Annotated in this window: 21 protein-coding genes and 1 pseudogene; 11 read left to right on the top strand and 11 right to left on the bottom strand. The window is 60.9% G+C overall.

The window, feature by feature from the left end:
• Window positions 1-22 precede the first annotated feature (22 nt).
• The 4 genes from BMH52_RS09870 to BMH52_RS09855 all read right to left on the bottom strand — a co-directional run bounded on the left by BMH52_RS09870 (window position 23) and on the right by BMH52_RS09855 (window position 2,246).
• Window positions 23-373, bottom strand: coding sequence for a DUF2892 domain-containing protein (locus BMH52_RS09870; protein WP_019818260.1), 351 nt, complete (start codon window positions 371-373; stop codon window positions 23-25).
• Between the two features lie 67 nt (window positions 374-440).
• On the bottom strand, window positions 441-908 hold the full coding sequence (locus BMH52_RS09865; protein ID WP_014717486.1) for an RNA methyltransferase: 468 nt from the start codon (window positions 906-908) through the stop codon (window positions 441-443).
• Window positions 909-1,095: 187 nt separating this feature from the next.
• Window positions 1,096-1,470, bottom strand: a complete 375-nt coding sequence (locus BMH52_RS09860) for a YajD family HNH nuclease (RefSeq protein WP_072434368.1) — start codon at window positions 1,468-1,470, stop codon at window positions 1,096-1,098.
• 89 nt (window positions 1,471-1,559) lie between these two features.
• Window positions 1,560-2,246 carry a spermidine synthase gene (locus tag BMH52_RS09855; protein ID WP_073843525.1) on the bottom strand — a complete coding sequence of 229 codons (687 nt, stop codon included), beginning with the start codon at window positions 2,244-2,246 and terminating at the stop codon, window positions 1,560-1,562.
• A 78-nt stretch (window positions 2,247-2,324) separates the two neighbouring features.
• On the opposite strand from BMH52_RS09855, the gene BMH52_RS09850 reads away from it, so the two are divergent.
• A complete protein-coding gene (locus tag BMH52_RS09850; protein ID WP_014717488.1) occupies window positions 2,325-2,606 on the top strand; it encodes a hypothetical protein in 282 nt (93 codons plus the stop codon).
• On the opposite strand, the gene BMH52_RS09845 is transcribed toward BMH52_RS09850, so the two are convergent.
• Window positions 2,603-4,645, bottom strand: coding sequence for a S9 family peptidase (locus BMH52_RS09845; RefSeq protein ID WP_073843523.1), 2,043 nt, complete (start codon window positions 4,643-4,645; stop codon window positions 2,603-2,605). The genes BMH52_RS09850 and BMH52_RS09845 overlap by 4 nt on opposite strands.
• 24 nt (window positions 4,646-4,669) lie before the next feature.
• Between BMH52_RS09845 and BMH52_RS09840 the strand changes: the two genes are divergently transcribed.
• From BMH52_RS09840 to BMH52_RS09830, 3 genes are read left to right on the top strand one after another with little or no spacing between them, the layout of a single operon-like run.
• Window positions 4,670-5,197 carry a hypothetical protein gene (locus BMH52_RS09840; RefSeq protein WP_019818257.1) on the top strand — a complete coding sequence of 176 codons (528 nt, stop codon included), beginning with the start codon at window positions 4,670-4,672 and terminating at the stop codon, window positions 5,195-5,197.
• 30 nt (window positions 5,198-5,227) lie between these two features.
• Window positions 5,228-6,004 carry a class II glutamine amidotransferase gene (locus tag BMH52_RS09835; protein ID WP_014717491.1) on the top strand — a complete coding sequence of 259 codons (777 nt, stop codon included), beginning with the start codon at window positions 5,228-5,230 and terminating at the stop codon, window positions 6,002-6,004.
• A 10-nt stretch (window positions 6,005-6,014) separates the two neighbouring features.
• On the top strand, window positions 6,015-6,557 hold the full coding sequence (locus BMH52_RS09830) for a DUF2937 family protein (RefSeq protein ID WP_014717492.1): 543 nt from the start codon (window positions 6,015-6,017) through the stop codon (window positions 6,555-6,557).
• Between the two features lie 114 nt (window positions 6,558-6,671).
• Here BMH52_RS09830 and BMH52_RS09825 read toward each other — a convergent pair whose 3' ends face one another.
• Window positions 6,672-7,592: a LysR family transcriptional regulator gene (locus BMH52_RS09825; RefSeq protein WP_003189619.1), complete on the bottom strand. Its 921-nt coding sequence runs from the start codon at window positions 7,590-7,592 to the stop codon at window positions 6,672-6,674.
• Between the two features lie 175 nt (window positions 7,593-7,767).
• Here BMH52_RS09825 and BMH52_RS09820 point away from each other — a divergent pair, with 175 nt between their 5' ends.
• From BMH52_RS09820 to BMH52_RS09805, 4 genes are all read left to right on the top strand, one after another.
• Complete coding sequence (locus tag BMH52_RS09820) at window positions 7,768-8,508, top strand: 5-oxoprolinase subunit PxpA (RefSeq protein WP_073843521.1); 741 nt, start codon at window positions 7,768-7,770, stop codon at window positions 8,506-8,508.
• A complete protein-coding gene (locus BMH52_RS09815) occupies window positions 8,505-9,209 on the top strand; it encodes an allophanate hydrolase subunit 1 (protein WP_073843519.1) in 705 nt (234 codons plus the stop codon). Before BMH52_RS09820 ends, BMH52_RS09815 begins: the two co-directional genes overlap by 4 nt.
• Window positions 9,206-10,117, top strand: a complete 912-nt coding sequence (locus BMH52_RS09810; protein WP_073843517.1) for a biotin-dependent carboxyltransferase family protein — start codon at window positions 9,206-9,208, stop codon at window positions 10,115-10,117. Before BMH52_RS09815 ends, BMH52_RS09810 begins: the two co-directional genes overlap by 4 nt.
• A gap of 105 nt (window positions 10,118-10,222) precedes the next feature.
• Window positions 10,223-10,765 carry a hypothetical protein gene (locus tag BMH52_RS09805; protein WP_072434373.1) on the top strand — a complete coding sequence of 181 codons (543 nt, stop codon included), beginning with the start codon at window positions 10,223-10,225 and terminating at the stop codon, window positions 10,763-10,765.
• Window positions 10,766-10,807: 42 nt separating this feature from the next.
• On the opposite strand, the gene BMH52_RS09800 is transcribed toward BMH52_RS09805, so the two are convergent.
• The 3 genes from BMH52_RS09800 to BMH52_RS09790 form a co-directional block, all read right to left on the bottom strand.
• Window positions 10,808-11,986 (bottom strand): VWA domain-containing protein, encoded by a 1,179-nt coding sequence (locus tag BMH52_RS09800; protein WP_003189625.1) that lies wholly within the window; start codon window positions 11,984-11,986, stop codon window positions 10,808-10,810.
• Window positions 11,986-12,831, bottom strand: a complete 846-nt coding sequence (locus tag BMH52_RS09795; RefSeq protein ID WP_003189627.1) for a MoxR family ATPase — start codon at window positions 12,829-12,831, stop codon at window positions 11,986-11,988. The genes BMH52_RS09800 and BMH52_RS09795 overlap by 1 nt, the downstream gene beginning before the upstream one ends.
• Window positions 12,832-13,023: 192 nt before the next feature.
• Window positions 13,024-14,100, bottom strand: coding sequence for a DUF748 domain-containing protein (locus tag BMH52_RS09790; protein WP_073843515.1), 1,077 nt, complete (start codon window positions 14,098-14,100; stop codon window positions 13,024-13,026).
• Between the two features lie 125 nt (window positions 14,101-14,225).
• On the opposite strand from BMH52_RS09790, the gene cysK reads away from it, so the two are divergent.
• Window positions 14,226-15,200, top strand: coding sequence for a cysteine synthase A (gene cysK / locus BMH52_RS09785; protein ID WP_014717498.1), 975 nt, complete (start codon window positions 14,226-14,228; stop codon window positions 15,198-15,200).
• Here cysK and BMH52_RS29545 read toward each other — a convergent pair.
• A pseudogene (locus BMH52_RS29545) lies at window positions 15,199-15,291 on the bottom strand (outer membrane lipoprotein carrier protein LolA); the annotation flags it as partial. The gene cysK and the pseudogene BMH52_RS29545 sit on opposite strands and share 2 nt — an antisense overlap.
• Window positions 15,292-15,439: 148 nt before the next feature.
• On the opposite strand from BMH52_RS29545, the gene BMH52_RS09780 reads away from it, so the two are divergent.
• Entirely contained in the window at window positions 15,440-16,378 is a 939-nt protein-coding gene (locus BMH52_RS09780; protein WP_005786126.1) for an aspartyl/asparaginyl beta-hydroxylase domain-containing protein, read from the top strand.
• A 177-nt stretch (window positions 16,379-16,555) separates the two neighbouring features.
• Here the strand turns inward: BMH52_RS09780 and acnA are convergent, their stop codons facing one another.
• Entirely contained in the window at window positions 16,556-19,297 is a 2,742-nt protein-coding gene (gene acnA / locus BMH52_RS09775) for an aconitate hydratase AcnA (RefSeq protein WP_032903155.1), read from the bottom strand.
• 196 nt (window positions 19,298-19,493) lie between these two features.
• Between acnA and rlmM the strand changes: the two genes are divergently transcribed.
• On the top strand, window positions 19,494-20,570 hold the full coding sequence (rlmM, locus tag BMH52_RS09770; protein ID WP_014717500.1) for a 23S rRNA (cytidine(2498)-2'-O)-methyltransferase RlmM: 1,077 nt from the start codon (window positions 19,494-19,496) through the stop codon (window positions 20,568-20,570).
• Window positions 20,571-20,696 lie beyond the last annotated feature (126 nt).

Here is a 20,696-nt window from a genome sequence, read left to right as displayed (position 1 = left end):
TCCAGCATGTCCAAGTCTCAGGTCAGGCTTTAGGTTTCACCGCCTTTTCAGCTGCCACTTCAGCCTTGGTCTTCAGGTTCTTCAACTCTTCCCCGGCGCGCTCGATTTTCGTGCGCACGCTGTTCATTTCCTGGCGGCCCTGTTCCAGTTTGTCCTTGAGCGAACTGTGCCCGGTAAAGCCACGGGCCAGTGCCACGCCACCAATCGCCACCTGGATCAAGCCGAAAATCCCACCACGGCGCAAGCCTTTACCCACCATCATTACCCCGCCGGCCACCGAGCCGATGCGCTCCCAGCCATGCACGTTCTGGGTGGGTTGAGGCTTCAACGGCGTGGCTTCGATGATAGGTCGCAAGGTTTTGCTGTCGCTCATGATCAGTCTCCAACAAGGGCAAGTGTTACTAGCTGACTGCGCGCATGTGCCGGATGTTCCCGCAATGTCAGTACTTGGGGCCCGAACGGGTGTTGTTGCCCTTGGCCAGGCGGTCATAGAGCACCACGTTGACCGTGGCCGCCAGGTTCATGCAGCCGGTGGTGGGGATATACACCACGTCCTCGCACCAGTCGCGGATCTCTTTGTCCAGGGAGCCGTCTTCGGGGCCGAAGATATACAGCGCGCGGTCGGGGTGGGTGTATTCAGGCAACGGGCGGGCGCCGTCGACCAATTCCACGGCGACCGGGATGCAGCCTAAGGGCAGGATCTTTTTCAGGTCGTCGATGCCGATCAGCGGGATATCGTGGTGCACCTTCTTGGTGTCGGTGATGAAATCCCGGGCGCGCTCGTAACGCACGCCGGTGTAGAACACCGAGGCCACGCCGTAACAGCCGGCGGCACGCATCACCGAGCCGACGTTTTCGGGGGATTTGGGGTTGTACAGACCGATGCAACTGTAGCGTTTATTGCCCACGGGGAAGGGTGCCTTGAGAAAAACGGCGATTATACGGGGAATGTGAGACTGCGGTCGGGAACAAGTTATGTGTTGTTGCAGCCGCCGCCTTCGCGAGCAAGCCCGCTCCCACATTTTAATTTGTGAACACATTCAAATGTGGGAGCGGGCTTGCTCGCGAAGGGGCCAGGACAGTCAGCCCAGAGCTTCAGTTGTCCTTCTTCATCAACCCCGCCAACGCCGCAAACGGGTTGTGCGTCGCCTTGGCAATGCTCGGGCTGCTGGTGGAGCCTTCGCCGAAGTACTGCTGGTCGGTGTAGCGCGAGTGTTCGTTGTCGTGGCAGTACAGGCACAGCAACTCCCAGTTGGAACCGTCCTGGGGGTTGTCATCATGGTTGTGGTTGCGGTGGTGAACGGTCAGTTCACTCAAGCGCTTGCCGGCAAATTCACGGGCGCAGCGGCCACACACGTGGGGGTACATCTTCAAGGCTTTATCGCGGTAGCCCATTTCGCGGTCGCGCTGGGCATCGGCAAGGATGCGGTCCAGCTTGGCGGTGTGGGAGGGCGGGTTGTTCGAGCTCATCATGGCTCCTGGCTATTATTGGGTGGTTCACGGACAAGGTTGATTCTAGCTGCTCCCACAGGGGATTGGCGCGATTGAATCAACCGCGATCAGCCCTTGAGCTTCTCTGCAATCCAGATGGTATGCCGCGTACCCTTGTTGCCATGGGCAAATACTTGCACTTCTTCGGCCTTGAAGCCGGCCTTGCGCAGTTTGTCACTGAACAGCTTGTCGGCGCTGGCCGACCACACGGCCAGCACGCCCTTGGGGCGCAGGGCCTTGGCACACGCGGCCAGGCCACTGGCCGAGTACAACCAACTGTTAGCTTTTTGCGTGAGCCCTTCAGGGCCGTTGTCGACGTCGAGCATGATCGCGTCAAAGCCTTGGGGCTCGGCCTGCAGTACCTTGGCCACGTCTTCCTGGCGGACCACGGTGCGCGGGTCCAGCAGCGGGCGTCCGGATTTCTCTCCCAGCGGCCCCCGGTTCCACTCCACGACGCCGGGCACCAGTTCGGCCACCACCACTTCGGCGCTCTTGCCCAAATGCTTGAGCGCCGCGGCCAGGGTAAAGCCCATGCCCAGGCCGCCGATCAGCACCCGCGAACCCGGGCGCCCGGCCACTTTGCGGCAGGGAATCTCCGCCAGGGCATCTTCGGAGCCGTGCATGCGCGTGTTCATCAACTGGCCACCGTCACCGCCCTGGATCTTGATGACAAAGTCCTTGCCGTATTCGAACAGGCACAAGGCGCCGCCGTTGTCGGGGATTGGGGTGGTGTCCAGCAGAACGAAACGTTTCATGGAAATCTCATTGGGAAGGGCATTCTTGCGCGGTTGGGAGTAGCCTTAGGGCATTCCGGTCAGGCCATGGAGCCATCGATGAAGTGCAGCATTCTAACGGTCATTGTGTTGAGCGCGCTCGCATTGGGTACCGCGCAGGCTCAGGAGTTACAAACCGTACCGGTCGCGCCCGCGCCAACCCCAGGCGCGCCGGGCACGCCAACGCCCACGTTGTACCCGCAAGTCACGCCGCCCGTTGCGCCCAAGACCCATAATGGCTCGCCACCGCTGGCGCCCATCGTGCTGCCGGCGCCGCCCAAGGACCAGACGGTCCCTGGCCTGCAGCAAAACGACAGCAAGCCGAAAACGCCGGGCGGTTAGACCAGACCGAGGGCCTTGAACACAAAGGCATATTCGAGGGCCACGTCACGTAAGCCCTGATAGCGCCCGCTCATGCCGCCATGGCCGGCACCCAGCTCGGTCTTGAGCAGCAGCAGGTTGTCGTCTGTCTTGGTATCCCGCAGCTTGGCCACCCACTTGGCGGCTTCCCAGTACTGCACGCGGCTGTCGTTATAGCCGGCGATCACCAGCGTGGCCGGGTAAGCCTGGGCACGGACGTTCTCGTAGGGCGCGTAGGCCTTGATGCGCGCATACACTTCGGGTTCCTCGGGGTTGCCCCATTCGTCGTACTCGGTGATGGTCAGCGGCAGTTCCGGGTCGAGCATGGTATTGAGCACATCGACGAACGGCACTTCCGCAATCGCCGCCTGGAACAATTCCGGACGCTGGTTGAGCACCGCGCCGATCAGCAGGCCGCCGGCACTGCCGCCGCTGATCGCCAGTTGTGGGGAGGTGGTCAGGCCCTCGGCGATCAAATGTTCGGCGCAGGCGATAAAGTCGCTGAAGGTGTTCTGCTTGTGTTCCTGCTTGCCGCTGCGATACCAGGCCTCACCCAGCTCACCGCCGCCGCGCACATGGGCGATGGCAAACGCCACCCCGCGGTCGAGCAAGCTCAGGCGCGCATGGGAGAACCACGGGTCCAGGCTTGAGCCGTAGGCACCGTAGCCATACAGGTACAGGGGCGTCGGCTTGCCGAGCTGGTCACGCTTGACCACCAGGCTGATGGGTACCTGGGTGCCATCGGCAGAAGTGGCCCACAGGCGTTGGCTGACGTAATCGTCGGCGTTGAAGACGCCCAGCACCGGGGTTTCCTTGAGCACGACCTGTACGCCTGTCGCCAGCTCGAGCTGGCGCACTTGGGCCGGGCGATTCAAGGCCTCATAGCGCAGGCGGATCTTGTCGCTGGGAAACTCGAGGCTGTTCTGTACGTAGAGGCTGTAGGCGGCGTCAGGCAATTGCACCCGATAGGCCGGCACGTTCTCGGGGTGTACTTCGATAACCGGCAGGCCACCAATGCGCAGGCTCAAGGTCATGGCGTTGGCGTTCAGGCTCACGCCGTCGAGCATGACCTCGTCGCTGTGGGGGATCAGGTTCTGCCAGTCGGCTTCGGTGGGCGGCGTGCCGGTGTCGGCGGCCACGTACAGCGCATGGTTGATGCCGTCGCGGTTGCTGCGGATAAACCAGGTCCACTGGCCATTGCGCTTGCCGTGGTCGACGTCGTATTCGTGGTCTTCGACCCGTGGCGCCAGGCAGGTGAAGGCCAGGTGCGGTTGCTCGGCGTCCAGCGCCCAGACTTCGCTGGTGGTCTTGCTGCCCAGGGCCAGCAACAGTTGGCGTTCGGAGCTTGAGCGGTAGCAATGCAGGAAGAAACGGCCGTCTGGCTCGTGGAACACTTCCTGCGCTGCGGTGCCGTCCAGGCGATAGCGATACAGTTTGTGCGGGCGATGGGTGTCGTCCAGCTCACCGAAAAACAGGGTCAGGCTGTCATTGGCCCAGGTCATGCTGCCATCGCAGTTTTCGAACGCCAGTTCGCTGACCTTGTCGGTCGCCAATTCCTTCACGAACAGGGTGTAAATCTCTTCGCCGCTGGTATCGAGGCTATAGGCCAGGCGTTGGTGATCGGGGCTGATGCTGAACGCGCCCAGGGAAAAAAAGCCGCCATTGGCCAAGACGTTCGGGTCCAGCAACAGTTCTTCGCTGCTGGCGTCCACCTGGTTGCTGTCATCGGCCGGGCGGCGGCAGCGGTAGTGGCGGGCGTACTCGTCACCGGCGGTGGTGCGGGTGTAATACAAATACGGGCCCCAAGGGGAGGGCAGGGACAGGTCGGTTTCCAGAATGCGGCCCTTGATCTCGTCGAACAGGGTCTCGCGCAACGCCTGCTGATCGGCGAGTTGGGCTTCCTGCCAGTCGTTTTCGGCCTTGAGGTAGTCGAGCACCTCAGGGTTGTCGCGTTCTTGCAGCCAGGCGTACGGGTCTGGGCCTGGGGCCTTGCGGGCATTCGGTGCGGTGGAAATAGGCATGGATAATTCCCTATCTGGCAGACGGTGGCAGGCATTGCAGCCGCGACACGCAAAAGCCGTTATCATAGCCGCCTGTTTGCCAACCTTGCCATGGACACCATGACCGAGAACGACTATCTGACCGCTTGGGGCCTTTACGCCTTCGCCGCTTTGGGCTGCCTGTTGGTGTGGTGGCGCATGACCCGCTGGATCTGGCGCTGGCTGCGCGAGCCCCTGCAATTGCTGATGGCGGTGTTGCTGCTCAGCCCGACCATTGTCGACCCGGTCAAGACCCAGTTTGCGCCGGCCGTGGCCATTACTGCCCTGGACTTGGTGCTTAAGGTCGGCAACAACGCCTGGCGCGCCATTTCCGACCTGTTCATGTACACGATGATCGTGTTTGCCCTGTACATCGTGTTTGTGCTGATCCGCTGGCCCATCGAACGCGCCGCCAACGCTCGCCGTGAGCGCAAGGCGGCTGCGGATGCCGCCTTGGCCGCCGAACCGGAAGACGACGAACCGTTCCGTCGCCCGGCGCCTGCCGGTGGTATGCGGGTCGAACCGCGCCTTTAACGTTGTTTGCCCTGCAGCGAGAGCCCTGGCATGTGTGAATTATTGGGCATGAGTGCCAACGTCCCCACCGATATCGTGTTCAGCTTTACCGGGCTGATGCAGCGCGGTGGGCGCACTGGCCCGCATCGCGACGGTTGGGGCATTGCCTTCTATGAAGGCCGCGGCCTGCGCCTGTTCCAGGACCCGGCTGCCAGTAGCGAGTCGGAAGTCGCGTTGCTGGTGCAGCGTTACCCCATCAAGAGCGAAGTGGTGATCGGCCATATTCGCCAAGCGAATGTGGGCAAGGTCAGCCTGGCCAATACCCATCCGTTCGTGCGCGAGCTGTGGGGGCGTAACTGGTGTTTTGCCCACAACGGCCAACTGGCAGACTTCGATCCCCGCGCCACCTTCTACCGCCCGGTGGGCGATACCGACAGCGAAGCGGCGTTCTGCGACTTGCTCAACCGTGTGCGCGAAGCCTTCCCCGAGCCGGTGGACATCGAACAGGTGCTGCCCGACCTGATCGCCGCCTGCGCCGAATACCGCAGCAAGGGCGTGTTCAACTGCCTGCTCAGCGACGGCGACTGGCTGTTCTGCTATTGCTCGACCAAGCTGGCACAGATCACCCGGCGGGCGCCTTTTGGCCCGGCGCGCTTGAAAGATGTCGACGTGATCGTCGATTTTCAGGCCGAAACCACCCCCAATGACGTGGTAACGGTGATCGCCACCGAGCCGTTGACCGACAACGAAAACTGGACCCGCTACGAACCGGGCCAATGGAGCCTGTGGCGACGCGGTGAATGTGTCAGCCAGGGCGTTACCAAGTAAGGAATCGAGCATGTTGCTTAGCTATCTGCGGTTGGTGCTGTTTGCCGTTGGCTTGTTGGTCGGCGTGCAGGTGCCGGGGTTTATCAATGACTACGCCAAGCGCGTCGAAGCCCACTTGATTGAGGCCCAGACCGGCTTGCGCGGTTTCGAGTCCACGGCGCAGCAGTTCTTCAACGGTGATATGCAAGCCTTGGTGGCGCATTACCGCGCCAGCGATGACCCGGTGTTCCAGAGCGACGCCAGCAGCCTGGGCGCCATGCTCGACCGCCAGCTCGAGCTGGACAAGCAATTCCAGGCCATGCAGGGTCCGTGGTACATCCGCGCCCTGCAAGTGGCGGTGGCTGCTGACCCGGATATCCGTTCGGAGACCTGGAATGGCTACAGCTACCAGATTCTGCTGACGCCTGAAGCCATGGGCTGGGGCCTGGGCGGGGCGATGCTGTTGTCGTTCGGCATCGAGTGCCTGTACCGCTTGATCGACTGGGTGGTGTTGGGCGGCCGGCGCCTGCGCCAGAGCCGGCCCATCGAAGAGCGGGACCTCAAGGGCCTCTAACGACCCACTGATCGTTCCCACGCTCCGCGTGGGAATGCTTTTTCTGACGCTCCGCGTCGCGCGTGAGGGCGCAGAGCGCCCTGTGCTGCATTCCCACGCAGAGCGTGGGAACGATCAGTCGGGTTTATTCAGTTGCATGCGTTCTGCACCGACTTGCTCGGCATAGCGGGCAACGACTTTCTGGCACAACCCCACAATCTCCTCCACCAACTCCACCCCCACACGCCACGACACCACCACCTGCAAGTTCGGCAGACGCTGGGCCATGGGCAGCATCACCAATTCCCCTCGCTCCAGCTCTTCGCTCACCAGCACCGGCGGCAGTGCGCCGATACCGAAGCCATCGCGCAGCAACCGGGTAATCGCTGACACCGAGTTCACGCAGTTCATGCGCGGTGCGGCCACGCCATTGGCCTGCATCAAACTCAACACGTCCTGATGCGGGTGAGAGTTTTTCGAGTAGGTGATGATGCGCTCCTGGGCCAGCTCGGCGAGGGAGGCGTAGTCACGGTTGTAAATCGACTGGCTGGCCACGATCCAGGCCATGGGGTGGCTGGCCAGTTCCAGGCTGCGCACGGTTTCCAGGCGCAGCAGGTCGGTTTGCAGGATCAGGTCGAGGAAACCTTTTTGCAGTTGATCGCTGAGGTTCAGCGCAGTGTCGGCGACCAGCTCGATTTCCACCAGTGGGTACAGCTTCATCAGCTCAGCAACCAGCGGGCTTAGCCAGGTGTGGATCACCGTGTCCATTGCGCCGATCCGAATGCGCCCAACCTTGCTGCTGGTGGTCTCCAGGGACTGCTTCAAGCCCTGCATGGTCACCATCATCTGCTCGGCATAGTCGAGCACTTTCAAACCTTCCGGGGTCAGGCTCACGCCACGCGAATCACGCAGGAAAAGTTTCACCCCCAGCTCGCTTTCCAGCACCGCGATGCGGCTGGAGATCGAGGCTTGGGTGGTGAACAGCTTCTCGGCCGTCAGCCGGAAGCTCTTGAGCTTGGCCACCCAGACGAAGGTTTCGAGGAACTTCAAATTCATGGGATCAACTTTTTCTTATGCATGGATCGGTTTTTATTAGTTGGACGTCGCACCGGGTAAGCGCCAAAAATCGAGCTATTCCACGATAAGCGTCGTTGGGGTGTCAGGACAAGTTGCGAGTTCTGCGTAAAAAATCCCACACTACAAGAAAACAAAGCCTACAGGAGCGACCCCCGTGAGCCGCCTGCTACTGAACTGCGACATCGGCGAAAGCTTTGGCAACTGGACCATGGGTCTGGACGCCGAAGTCATGCCGTTCATTGATTGCGCCAACGTGGCTTGCGGTTTCCATGCCGGCGACCCGAGCATCATGCGCAAGACCGTCAGCCTGGCGTTCAAGCACGGCGTGCAAGTGGGCGCTCATCCGGCCTACCAGGACCTGCAAGGCTTCGGCCGGCGCTCCATGAACTACACGCCGCAGGAAATCCAGGACCTGTTGCACTACCAGATCGGTGCGCTGGACGGCATCTGCCGCGCCCAGGGCGGGCGCGTCAGCTATGTGAAACCCCACGGCGCGATGTACAACGACATGATGGCCAACCCCGCGCAGTTGCGTGCGGTGATCCAGGCCGTGGCCGCTTACGGCGACCTGCCGCTGATGCTGCTGGCCACCCGCGACAACCGCGCGGCCCAAGCCTTGGGCGCCGAATACGGGGTGACCCTGTGGTTCGAAGCCTTCGCTGACCGTGCCTATGACAGTAACGGCCATCTGGTGTCTCGCCAACTGCCCGGCGCGGTGCATCACGACGCCGACACCATCGTGCAGCAGGCCCTGACCCTTTTCCGTGGCGAATCGCTGATTGCCAGCGACGGCAGCCCATTGGTGCTACAAGCCAATACCCTGTGTGTGCATGGCGACAACGCCAGTTCGGTCGCTGCCGTGCAGCGTATCCGCGAAGCGTTGAAAACAGCATGAACCCACGCATCGAAGTGGTGGCGATCGACTGCCTGATGGTGCGTCTGTTTGACGTGATCGCCGAAGCCAACATGCCGTGGATGCTCGCGGCTACCGAGCGCCTGCGCCACGGTTTTGGCCCGGCCTTGGTGGACCTGGTGCCGTCCTACACCACCTTGATGGTGCATTACGATCTCACGGCGCTGACCCCGGCCCAGGCCCGGGCGCTGATCGACCAGGCCCTCACCGATCTGCAACCCCAGGCGCAGGGCAGTGGCCAGTGCCATGTGCTGCCCGTGTGGTACGACCTGAGTGTCGGCCCGGAACTGAACTTGCTGTCCCAGCGCAGCGGGCTGGCCGTGGAGGAGGTGATCCGCCGCCACAGCGCCCACGAGTACCAAGTGTTCGCCCTCGGTTTTGCCCCAGGGTTTGCCTTTATGGGGCTGGTGGACGAGCTACTTGCCACGCCGCGCCTGAACACGCCGCGCAAACGCGTGGCTGCCGGCAGCGTCGGCATCGCCGAACGGCAAACCGCCGCGTACCCGGTGGTGTCCCCGGGCGGCTGGAACCTGATCGGCCGCACCCCGGCCAAACTGTTCGACCGGGAGCGCGACGGCTACAGCCTGATGCAACCCGGCGACACGGTGCGCTTCGAAGCGGTCAGCCACGCGCAATTCATCCACTTGGGTGGCGACGACACGCCGCTGGAGGCGCAGGCATGAGCCGCTTGATCATCGAGGCCAGCACGCCGCTGTGCCTGTTGCAGGACGCTGGGCGATTCGGCGTGCGTCATCTGGGCGTGACCCAGGGCGGCGCGCTGGATTGGGTGTCGATGTCCTGGGCCAACTGGCTGTTGGACAATGGCCTGGATGCGCCGGTGGTGGAGATCACCCTTGGGGGCTTTACCGTGCAGGCCGAGGATTATTGCCTGCTGGCCTTGGCCGGTGCGGACCTGGGCGCCTATGTCGATGAGCGAGCGATAAGCCCCGGTCGCAGTTTTATCCTGCAAAAGGGCCAGCGACTGCGCTTCACCCAGCCGTTCAATGGGGCACGCGCTTATCTGGCCGCGCCCGGTGGCTTTGATGCGCAGGCTGTACTGGGCAGTTGTGCCACGGTCGTGCGCGAAGCGTTGGGCGGGGTGGACGGTTGCGGCAAGGCACTGGCCGAAGGCGGGCGGTTGGCCTATTCCGGTACGGGCGGTGCAATGAAGGTGCTGGCCAACCCGGATTTGCAATCCGCTGCATCACTGGACGTGATCATCGGCGCGCAGATAGGCCAGTTCAGCGGGCAGAGTCTGTTTGATGCCTTCAACGCCGAATGGTCTCTGGACAGCCGTGCCGACCGTATGGGCGTGCGTTTGCTCGGCACGCCGTTGCAGTATCAGGGGCCGTCGTTGATTTCCGAAGGGATACCGTTGGGCGCGATCCAGGTGCCCCCGGATGGGCAGCCGATTGTGTTGCTCAATGACCGGCAGACGATCGGTGGTTATCCGCGGTTGGGCGCGTTGACGCCTTTATCCTTGGCGCGGCTGGCGCAGTGTTTGCCGGGGGAGAAAGTCCGATTGGCCCCAGTAGTGCAGGAAACAGCGCATCGGCAGCACATAGAGTATTTACGCAGGTTTTCAGCGTAAGTGGGTTTTAAAGATGAGTCCTACGACATTGCAGAATTTTGTCGTCTTTGCCCCAGCGCACAGCCATGCAAGCCTTGATTGGCTTATTCACTATCAGGCTTTGCTATGCGCTATTTGAAGATATATGCCCAGGATGTACTCGATAACGATATTCCGGATGTGGTCTATCTGGAGTTTTATGACACCGCCCAAACCCCCGCGCTTGTGCATCGGGCAACGGCATTTGATATTACTGACGATGGCCAGTTTGACTGGATTATTGCGGATGATCTCAATCAAGACGGCATTGTCGACAAGGTTGACCAGGAGATGGCACTGGAGTTTTCCCAGCTGTTTCTGGCTTTCCAGTGGTTCAGTCTCGATGAGCCCTTTGACAAATACCTGAAGGTGTTTGCCGGAGACTTCGATGACAACGGGATTCCTGATACGGTGCGGCTGCACTTCCATCAAGGCGAGGGAGACCCTCGAGATGAAACCATCGTCTATTCGGCGGCGGTATACAGCGACGGGAATGGTCAAGGGGCCAGTGTTTCGATCAATCAGGATGTGAACAACGACGGGAAAGTAGACCGCCAGGATTCTGAACTGATCAAACAGTTCGCTGCGCTCTTTCTCAGGTTTTCCTGGATCGACAACGAGCATTGCTGAGTGCCGTGCCTGTAGCCGATAGCATCGGCTACAGGCCAGGGTTCACTTGGATAGAAAACGCATGCCCTCTTCAAGCCCGCGCAGCGTCAGCGGATACATTTGATCCTCCACCAACTCCCGCACAATCCCCGTCGACGCCGTATAGCCCCAGGTATCTTTCGGGTAGGGGTTAATCCAGATCAGCTTCTTGTACTTGGCCATGAAACGCTGCATCCACACATACCCGGGCTCCTCGTTCCAATGCTCGACGCTGCCACCGGCCTGGGTGATTTCATAGGGCGCCATGGCCGCATCGCCGATAAAAATCACTTTGTAGTCGGCGCCGTATTTGTGCAGCAGGTCCTGGGTGGAGGTGCGTTCGGAAGTACGGCGCTGGTTGTTCTTCCACACCGATTCGTACACGAAGTTGTGGAAGTAGAAATACTCCAGGTGCTTGAACTCGGTCTTGCACGCGGAGAACAGCTCTTCGCAGATCTTCACGTGGGCATCCATCGAGCCGCCGATGTCGAACAGCAGCAACAGCTTGATAGTGTTACGCCGTTCGGGGCGCATCTGGATATTCAGCAAGCCGGCATCGCGGGCGGTGTGGTCAATGGTGCCGTCGATATCCAGCTCTTCGGCCGCGCCCTGGCGCGCAAACTTGCGCAGGCGGCGCAGGGCGATCTTGATGTTGCGCGTGCCCAGTTCCACTTGGTCGTCGAGGTTCTTGTACTCGCGCTGGTCCCAGACTTTCACCGCCTTGCCCTGACGCTTGCCGGCGTCACCGACGCGAATGCCTTCGGGGTTGTAGCCGCCAGAACCAAAGGGGCTGGTGCCGCCGGTGCCGATCCACTTGTTGCCACCGGCGTGGCGTTCTTTCTGTTCTTCCAGGCGTTTCTTGAACTCCTCGATCAGCTTGTCGAGGCCACCGAGGGACTGGATCTGCGCACGTTCCTCATCGCTCAAGGAACGTTCGAATTCCTTGCGTAGCCATTCTTCGGGGATCAGCGCCTGCAGGTGGTCGTCGAGCTTTTCCAGGCCGTTGAAATAGGCGCCGAAGGCCCGGTCGAACTTGTCGAAATGCCGCTCGTCCTTGACCAGGATCGCCCGGGCCAAATAATAAAACTCGTCCATGTCGGCGAAGGTCACGCGCTGTTTGAGCGCGTTGATCAGGTCGAGCAGCTCGCGCACCGACACCGGCACCTTGGCGGCACGCATCTCATTGAACAGGTTGAGCAGCATCAGCGATTACCGCGACGGCTCATGAACGCCAGACGCTCCAGCAACTGCACGTCTTGCTCGTTCTTCACCAGGGCGCCAGCCAGGGGAGGGATGGCCTTGGTCGGGTCGCGCTCGCGCAGCACTGCTTCGCCAATATTGTCGGCCATCAGCAGCTTGAGCCAGTCGACCAGCTCGGAGGTGGACGGTTTTTTCTTCAGGCCCGGCACCTTGCGCACATCGAAGAACACGTCCAGCGCTTCGCTGACCAGGTCTTTCTTGATGTCCGGGTAGTGCACATCCACGATCTTTTGCAGGGTGGTGCGGTCGGGGAAGGCGATGTAGTGGAAGAAGCAGCGGCGCAGGAACGCGTCCGGCAGCTCTTTTTCGTTGTTGGAGGTAATGATGATGATCGGGCGCTTCTTGGCTTTGATGGTCTCGTCGATTTCGTAGACGTAGAACTCCATCTTGTCGAGTTCTTGCAGCAGGTCGTTGGGGAACTCGATGTCGGCCTTGTCGATTTCATCGATCAGCAGGATCACCCGCTCTTCGGACTCGAAGGCTTCCCACAGCTTGCCCTTCTTCAGGTAGTTGCGCACGTCGTGCACCTTGTCCACGCCCAGTTGCGAGTCGCGAAGGCGGCTGACCGCGTCGTACTCGTACAGGCCCTGGTGCGCCTTGGTGGTGGACTTGATGTGCCAGGTGATCAACCTGGCACCGAAGGATTCGGCCAGTTGCTCGGCAAGCATGGTCTTGCCGGTGCCCGGTTCGCCCTTGACCAGCAGCGGCCGCTCCAGGGTGATGGCGGCGTTGACGGCCAGTTTCAGGTCATCGGTAGCCACATAGGCCTGGGTGCCTTCGAACTTCATCGGTCATTCCTCGGATTCATCAATGGCCCGACTATACCCCTCAGCCCCGGCGACTGTGAACGCAGACGGGGCATTCAGTCTCTGAATGGCGGGTCACATCAGCCCTGGCCCATGCAGGAAGTGTGGGAGCTGGCTTGCCTGCGATGGCGGTGTATCAGTGACAGATGAGTTGGCTGATCAGCTCCCACAGGGTTAATCAGCGCCGGGCTTGGGCTGTTCGTAACGAGCATTGAACGCCTGGATGAACCCATTGCGCAGAATTCCGATCACCGCAGAAAACGCACTGATATTTTGCTGATGCACGCTACCGCTCAGCTCCACACGGGTGGCGAACTGGTTTTTACGCTGGTTTTTCAGCACGGTTTCGCTGGCGCCCACCACGGCTTCCCAGATCGAACGGAAGATATTCTTGTCCTGGTTTTCAACGTCTTGTTGCCAGTCGAACACCTCCACATCACGCAGCAGTGGCTTGATGTAGCCGGTGAGCCGGCCATTTTCAGCCTGGGCTTCGATCACCACATCACCCGTGCCTGCCTTGAAGTCGAACTTGCCATAGGCAGAGGCGAAGTCGTTCATCCGTTTGAGTTGCAGGTCGCGGGCGCGGAAGCGGAACTCGAACTCTTCGAAATCGCTCAGCGGGTCAAAGGTGGCGTTGGCTTCCAGGGGCGCCTGGCCTTGCAGCAGTGCCTTGCCTTCAAAGCGTGCATCACGCTTGCCTTTGACATCCACCACATTGGTCAGGTTATAGAAGCTGGCGTTGACCCCGGTGGCGTTGATATTCACCTGAGGCTTGGAGCTGAAGTTATGGAAGGCGATCTCGCCGTCTTCGATGCGTACTTCATTGAGGGTAATCGGCAGCAGCTTGCGCAGTTGTTCCTGCCAGTCGGTGCCTTTACCGGTCTGGGACGCCTGCTTGTTGGCACCGCCATCGACGAAGTTGATCTGGGGGCGCACAAAATGCCCCTCGGCCACGACGGCATGGTCGTACCAGAGTGAATGCCAGCTCACCGCGAACTCGATCAGCGGCGCCTTGACGAACGGCACCGGGACCTTGCCGTCCACCTTGACGATTTGCAGGCCGTTGATCCGGTAGGCGCCGCGCCATAGCGCCAGGTCCACATCGGCAATCTCGCCACGGTAATCGCCCATGTTGGCGAGTTTGTCGTTCAGGTAGTTGCGCACCAGGTAGGGCAGCGCGATGTGCACGGCAATCAGGACCAGCACCAGAGCGGCGATTGTCCCTAACGGCCAACTGTAGCGACGTTTCATTGGGCAGTTCTCCTAGCTTGTAGGAGATTGACTGTTCTGATCGTCGCAACGTTCCTCCTTCTGGACGCTTGGGAGCACGAGGCATACCCTTGGGGCCTTCCAAAGTCTCGACAACAGGAATCGCCATGAGCCGCATCTTCGCAGACAACGCGCACTCCATCGGCAACACGCCTCTGGTTCAGATCAACCGCATCGCACCGCGGGGCGTGACGATCCTGGCCAAGATCGAAGGGCGTAACCCCGGCTATTCGGTGAAGTGCCGCATTGGCGCCAGCATGGTCTGGGATGCGGAAAGCAGCGGCAAACTCAAGCCGGGCATGACCATAGTCGAGCCGACTTCGGGCAACACCGGTATCGGCCTGGCATTTGTCGCCGCTGCCCGTGGCTACAAGTTGCTGCTGACCATGCCGTCGTCCATGAGCCTTGAACGCCGTAAAGTGCTCAAGGCTCTGGGCGCCGAACTGGTGCTGACCGAGCCGGCCAAGGGCATGAAGGGCGCCATCGATAAGGCCGCCGAGATCGTCGCCAGCGACCCGGCCACCTACTTTATGCCGGCCCAGTTCGACAACCCGGCAAACCCTGCGATCCATGAGAAAACCACCGGCCCGGAAATCTGGAACGACACCGATGGCGCCGTGGACGTGCTGGTGGCGGGCGTGGGAACCGGCGGCACCATCACCGGGGTATCACGCTATATCAAGAACACCGCGGGCAAGCCGATTCTGTCGGTGGCCGTGGAGCCCATGGTTTCCCCGGTGATCACCCAGGCCTTGGCGGGTGAAGAGATCAAGCCCAGCCCGCACAAGATCCAGGGGATCGGCGCCGGTTTTGTGCCGAAAAACCTCGACCTGTCGATGGTCGACCGGGTGGAGCTGGCGACCGACGAGGAGTCCAAGGCCATGGCCCGGCGCTTGATGCTGGAAGAGGGCATTCTGTGCGGGATCTCCTGTGGCGCCGCCATGGCGGTGGCCGTGCGCCTGGCCGAGAAGCCGGAGATGCAGGGCAAGACTATTGTGGTGATCTTGCCGGACTCCGGTGAGCGCTACCTGTCGAGCATGTTGTTCAGCGATTTGTTTACCGAGCAGGAAAACCAGGCCTGAATACTGTAGGAGCGAGCTTGCTCGCGAAAAACCTGAGAGCGCCACGTTGTGTCAGTAAGCCCTCGTTATCGTTGACGTTCTTCGCGATCAAGCTCGCTCCTACAAGTGTTGATACAGGTCAGTCTGGTTTCCTGGGCCTTCTGCATAATGGCTCAAGTGTTTATCATGGCCGGCTGTTACGTCTGGTTTCCCATTGACGGAAATTTGCTGGCCAGGCGCTTATTTCCAGGAGTTGCTGCATGACCTTTTCTTTGGCCGCCAAACTGTCGGTGTTGCTGCTGTTCATCGGCAGCACGCTGTATGTGCACCTGCGTGGCAAGGCCCGTTTGCCGATGTTGCGTCAGTTCGTCAACCATTCGGCGCTGTTCGCCCCGTATAACGCCCTGATGTACCTGTTTTCCGCGGTGCCGTCCAAGCCCTACCTGGACCGCAGCAAGTTCCCGGAACTGGATGTGCTCAAGGACAACTGGGAAGTGATCCGCGAAGAGGCCATGCACCTGTTCGACGAGGGCTACATCCGCGCCGCCGAAAAGAACAACGACGCCGGCTTCGGTTCGTTCTTCAAGAAGGGCTGGAAGCGTTTCTACCTCAAGTGGTACGACAAACCGCTGCCTTCGGCCGAGGCGCTGTGCCCCAAGACCGTGGCGTTGGTGAGCAGCATCCCTAACGTCAAGGGCGCGATGTTCGCGCTGTTGCCGGGTGGCAGCCACCTCAACCCGCACCGCGACCCGTTCGCCGGTTCCCTGCGTTATCACCTGGGGCTGTCCACGCCGAACTCCGACGACTGCCGTATCTTCGTCGACGGGCAGGTTTACGCCTGGCGCGACGGTGAAGACGTGATGTTCGATGAAACCTACGTGCACTGGGTGAAAAACGAAACCGAACAGACCCGGGTGATCCTGTTCTGCGACATTGAGCGGCCATTGAGCAACCGCGTGATGACCCGTATCAACCGCTGGGTCAGCAAGCAACTGGGCCGCGCAACCGCGCCGCAGAACCTCGATGACGAGCGCGTGGGCGGCATCAACCAGGCGTACGCCTGGAGCAAGACCTTCAGCGACAAGTTCAGTGGCCAGGTCAAACAGTGGAAGCGCAAGCATCCCAAGGCCTACCGCATTGCGCGGCCGGTGCTGGCGGTGGTGGTGTTGGTACTGCTCTGGAAGTGGCTGTTCGGCTAAACCGCACACCATAAAAAGGCGCTGTATCGAAAGATACAGCGCCTTTTTCATGCCTGGAATGTGATCAAAACTGTGGGAGCTGGCTTGCCTGCGATGGCGGAGTATCAGCTATAAAAAGGTTGGCTGGCCCACCGCTTTCGCAGGCAAGCCAGCTCCCACCTTTGATCTGCGTTGCTCTTAAGAGGCGATCAACTGGCGCAGCACGTAGTGCAGAATCCCGCCCGCCTTGAAATACTCCACTTCATTCAAGGTATCAATCCGGCACAGCACCTCAACCTTCTCGCTGCTGCCATCCTCCCGCGTGATCACCAACGTCAGGTTCATCCGCGGCTCGATCTCGGCGTCGGTCAGTCCGAGGATATCGATCTTCTCCTTGCCGGTGAGCTTGAGTGTCTTGCGGTTCTGATCCAGCTTGAACTGCAACGGCAACACGCCCATGCCTACCAGGTTGGAGCGGTGGATACGCTCGAAACTCTCGGCGATCACCGCCTTGACCCCTAGCAGGTTAGTGCCCTTGGCCGCCCAGTCGCGGCTGGAGCCGGTACCGTATTCCTGGCCGGCGATCACCACCAGCGGTGTGCCCGAGGCCTGGTACTTCATGGCGGCATCGTAGATCGCCATTTTCTCGCCCGTGGGGATATACAGCGTGTTACCGCCTTCTTCGCCGCCGAGCATTTCATTGCGGATACGGATATTGGCGAAGGTGCCGCGCATCATCACTTCATGGTTGCCCCGGCGTGAGCCGTAGGAGTTGAAGTCACGCGGCTCCACGCCCTGTTCGCGCAGGTAGCGCCCGGCCGGGCTGTCGGCCTTGATATTGCCGGCAGGGGAGATGTGGTCGGTGGTTACCGAATCCCCCAGCAGGGCCAGTACGTTGGCGCCCTTGACGTCCTCGATCACCGGCAGCGGGCCGGCAATGTCGTCGAAGAACGGCGGGTGCTGGATGTAAGTGGAATCTTGCTGCCACACGTAGGTGGCTGCCTGCGGTACTTCAATGGCTTGCCATTGCTCGTCGCCGGCAAACACTTCGGCATATTCCTTGTGGAACATGCTGGTGCTGACTTGGGCCACCGCTTCGGCGATTTCCTGGCTGCTGGGCCAGATGTCCTTGAGGTACACCGGATTACCCTGCTGGTCATTGCCCAGCGGTTCGCTGCTGATGTCGATGCGCACGGTGCCGGCCAACGCGTAGGCGACGACCAGGGGCGGCGAAGCCAGCCAGTTGGTTTTCACCAGTGGGTGCACACGGCCTTCGAAGTTACGGTTGCCGGACAGCACCGAGGCCACGGTGAGGTCGGCCTTCTGAATGGCTTTTTCGATCGGCTCGGGCAGGGGCCCGGAGTTGCCGATACAGGTGGTGCAGCCGTAGCCCACCAGGTCGAAGCCAAGCTTGTCCAGGTACTGGGTGAGGCCCGCAGCCTTGTAGTAGTCGGTGACCACTTTGGAGCCTGGCGCCAGGGAGCTTTTCACCCAGGGCTTGCGGGTCAGGCCTTTTTCCACGGCTTTTTTCGCCACCAGCCCGGCCGCCATCATCACGCTGGGGTTGGAGGTGTTGGTGCAGGAGGTAATCGCGGCGATCACCACCGCGCCGTTTTTCAGGCGATAGGTGTTGCCTTCGTATTCATAATCCGCCTCGCCGACCAGATCGGCATTGCCCACGGCAACGCCGCCTCCGCCCTCGCTTTCGAGGCGGCCTTCTTCTTTGCTGGTGGGCTTGAATTGCAGGTCGAGAAAATCGCTGAACGCTTGGCCTACGTTCGGCAGGGCGACGCGGTCCTGGGGGCGTTTAGGCCCGGCAAGGCTGGCCTCGACAGTGCCCATGTCCAGGGCCAGGGTGTCGGTGAAGACCGGCTCCTGGCCTGCGTTGCGCCACAGGCCCTGGGCCTTGGTATAGGCTTCCACCAGCTTGACCGTCTCAGCCGGGCGGCCGGACAGGCGCAGGTAGTCCAGGGTCACCTCATCCACCGGGAAAAAGCCACAGGTCGCACCATATTCCGGTGCCATGTTGGCGATGGTCGCGCGGTCGGCCAGGGGCAAATCGGCCAGCCCGTCGCCGTAGAACTCGACGAACTTGCCCACCACGCCTTTTTTGCGCAGCATTTGCGTCACGGTCAGCACCAGGTCGGTGGCGGTGATGCCTTCCTTGAGCTTGCCGGTGAGCTTGAAGCCGATGACTTCCGGGATCAGCATCGACACCGGCTGGCCAAGCATCGCCGCTTCGGCTTCGATGCCGCCCACGCCCCAGCCCAATACGCCGAGGCCGTTGATCATGGTGGTGTGGGAGTCGGTGCCTACCAGGGTGTCGGGGAAGGCGTAGGTGCGGCCGTCTTCTTCTTTGGTCCATACGGTGCGGCCCAGGTATTCGAGGTTGACCTGGTGGCAGATACCGGTGCCAGGTGGCACGACGCTGAAGTTGTCAAAGGCGCTCTGGCCCCAGCGCAGGAAGGCGTAGCGTTCGCCGTTGCGCTGCATTTCGATGTCAACGTTCTGCTCAAAGGCGCTGGTGCTGCCGAACTTGTCGACCATCACCGAGTGGTCAATCACCAGGTCCACCGGTGACAGCGGGTTGATGCGCTGCGGGTCGCCCCCGGCCTTGGCCACGGCGGCGCGCATGGCGGCCAGGTCGACCACCGCGGGTACCCCGGTAAAGTCCTGCATCAGCACGCGAGCGGGGCGGTACTGGATCTCGCGGTCAGACTGGCGCTCTTTGAGCCAGGCGGCGATGGCCTTGAGGTCGGTGCCGGTGACGGTCTTGGCGTCTTCCCAGCGCAGCAGGTTTTCCAGCAGCACCTTGAGGGACATCGGCAGCTTGTCCAGGTCACCCAGGCTCTTGGCGGCTTCGGGCAGGCTGAAGTAGTGGTAGGTTTTACTGTCTATTTGCAGTGTCTTAAGGGTTCTCAGGCTATCAAGGGATGACATTACATGACTCCTTATGGTCCGCACGGCTACGGACCTGACGGGACGAACAGAGCTATCACGTTAGCGCTGTTTTCATTAGCAGGCTAATAACTGGACTCTATCGCTGAGTCCAAGGTTCCGAACTCGGCTATCATGCGCGCGTTTTCATGACAGGTATTGCGATAGCGCAAGGCCAGTTGATTCACCAGGAGATTCAATGAACACCCTTTTTATGCACTGCCGCCCGGGTTTTGAAGGCGAAGTCTGTTCCGAGATCGCGGAGCACGCCGCGCGCCTGAACGTGTCCGGCTACGCCAAGGCCAAGACCGGCAGCGCCTGCGCCGAATTTGTCTGCACCGAAGAAGACGGCGCCCAGCGCCTGATGCACGGCCAACGCTTCGCCGAGCTGATCTTCCCCCGGCAGTGGGCGCGCGGGGTGTTTATCGACCTGCCGGAAACCGACCGTATCAGCGTGATCCTCGCCCACCTGCGCGAATTCCCCGTGTGCGGCAGCCTGTGGCTGGAGATGGTCGACACCAACGACGGCAAGGAACTCTCAAACTTCTGCAAGAAGTTCGAAGTGCACCTGCGCAAAGCTCTGCTTAACGCCGGCAAGCTGGTGGACGACCCGAGCAAGCCTCGCCTGCTGCTGACCTTCAAGAGTGGCCGTGAAGTGTTCATGGGCCTGGCCGAGTCGAATAACTCGGCGATGTGGCCCATGGGCATCCCGCGCCTCAAGTTCCCGCGTGACGCACCCAGCCGTTCGACCCTGAAGCTGGAGGAAGCCTGGCACCACTTTATCCCCCGTGACCAGTGGGACGAGCGCCTGCACGGCGACATGACCGGCGTCGACCTCGGCGCCGCACCGGGCGGCTGGACCTGGCAACTGGTCAACCGTGGCATGCTGGTGACTGCCATCGACAACGGCCCCATGGCCGAAAGCCTGATGGACACCGGCCTGGTGCAGCATCTGATGGCCGACGGCTTCACCTTCGTGCCCAAGCAGCCGGTAGACTGGATGGTCTGCGACATCGTTGAGAAGCCCGCTCGCAACGCGGCACTCTTGGAAACGTGGATTGGCGAAGGGCATTGCCGCGAGGCGGTGGTGAACCTGAAGTTGCCGATGAAACAGCGTTACGCCGAAGTGAAGCGTTTGCTGGAGCGCATCGAAGAAGGCTTCAAGGCGCGTGGCATTCGTGTGGAGATCGGCTGCAAGCAGCTCTACCACGATCGCGAAGAAGTGACCTGTCACCTGCGCCGCCTGGTAGACGTAAAGAAATCCAAAGGCCGCTGATATTAAATGTGGGAACTGGCTTGCCTGCGAAAGCGGTATAACAGTCGAAATTTATGTTGAATGTGCCCCCGTCATCGCGGGCAAGCCCGCTCCCACATTGTTGAGCGGTGCCAGTTTTAGGAGTGA

The sequence above is a fragment of the Pseudomonas sp. BTN1 genome (genome assembly GCF_001907715.1).
GTDB lineage: Bacteria > Pseudomonadota > Gammaproteobacteria > Pseudomonadales > Pseudomonadaceae > Aquipseudomonas > Aquipseudomonas paracarnis.
The sequence above is the reverse complement of the archived record's forward strand: the minus strand, read 5'-3'. Positions and strand labels throughout refer to the sequence as shown.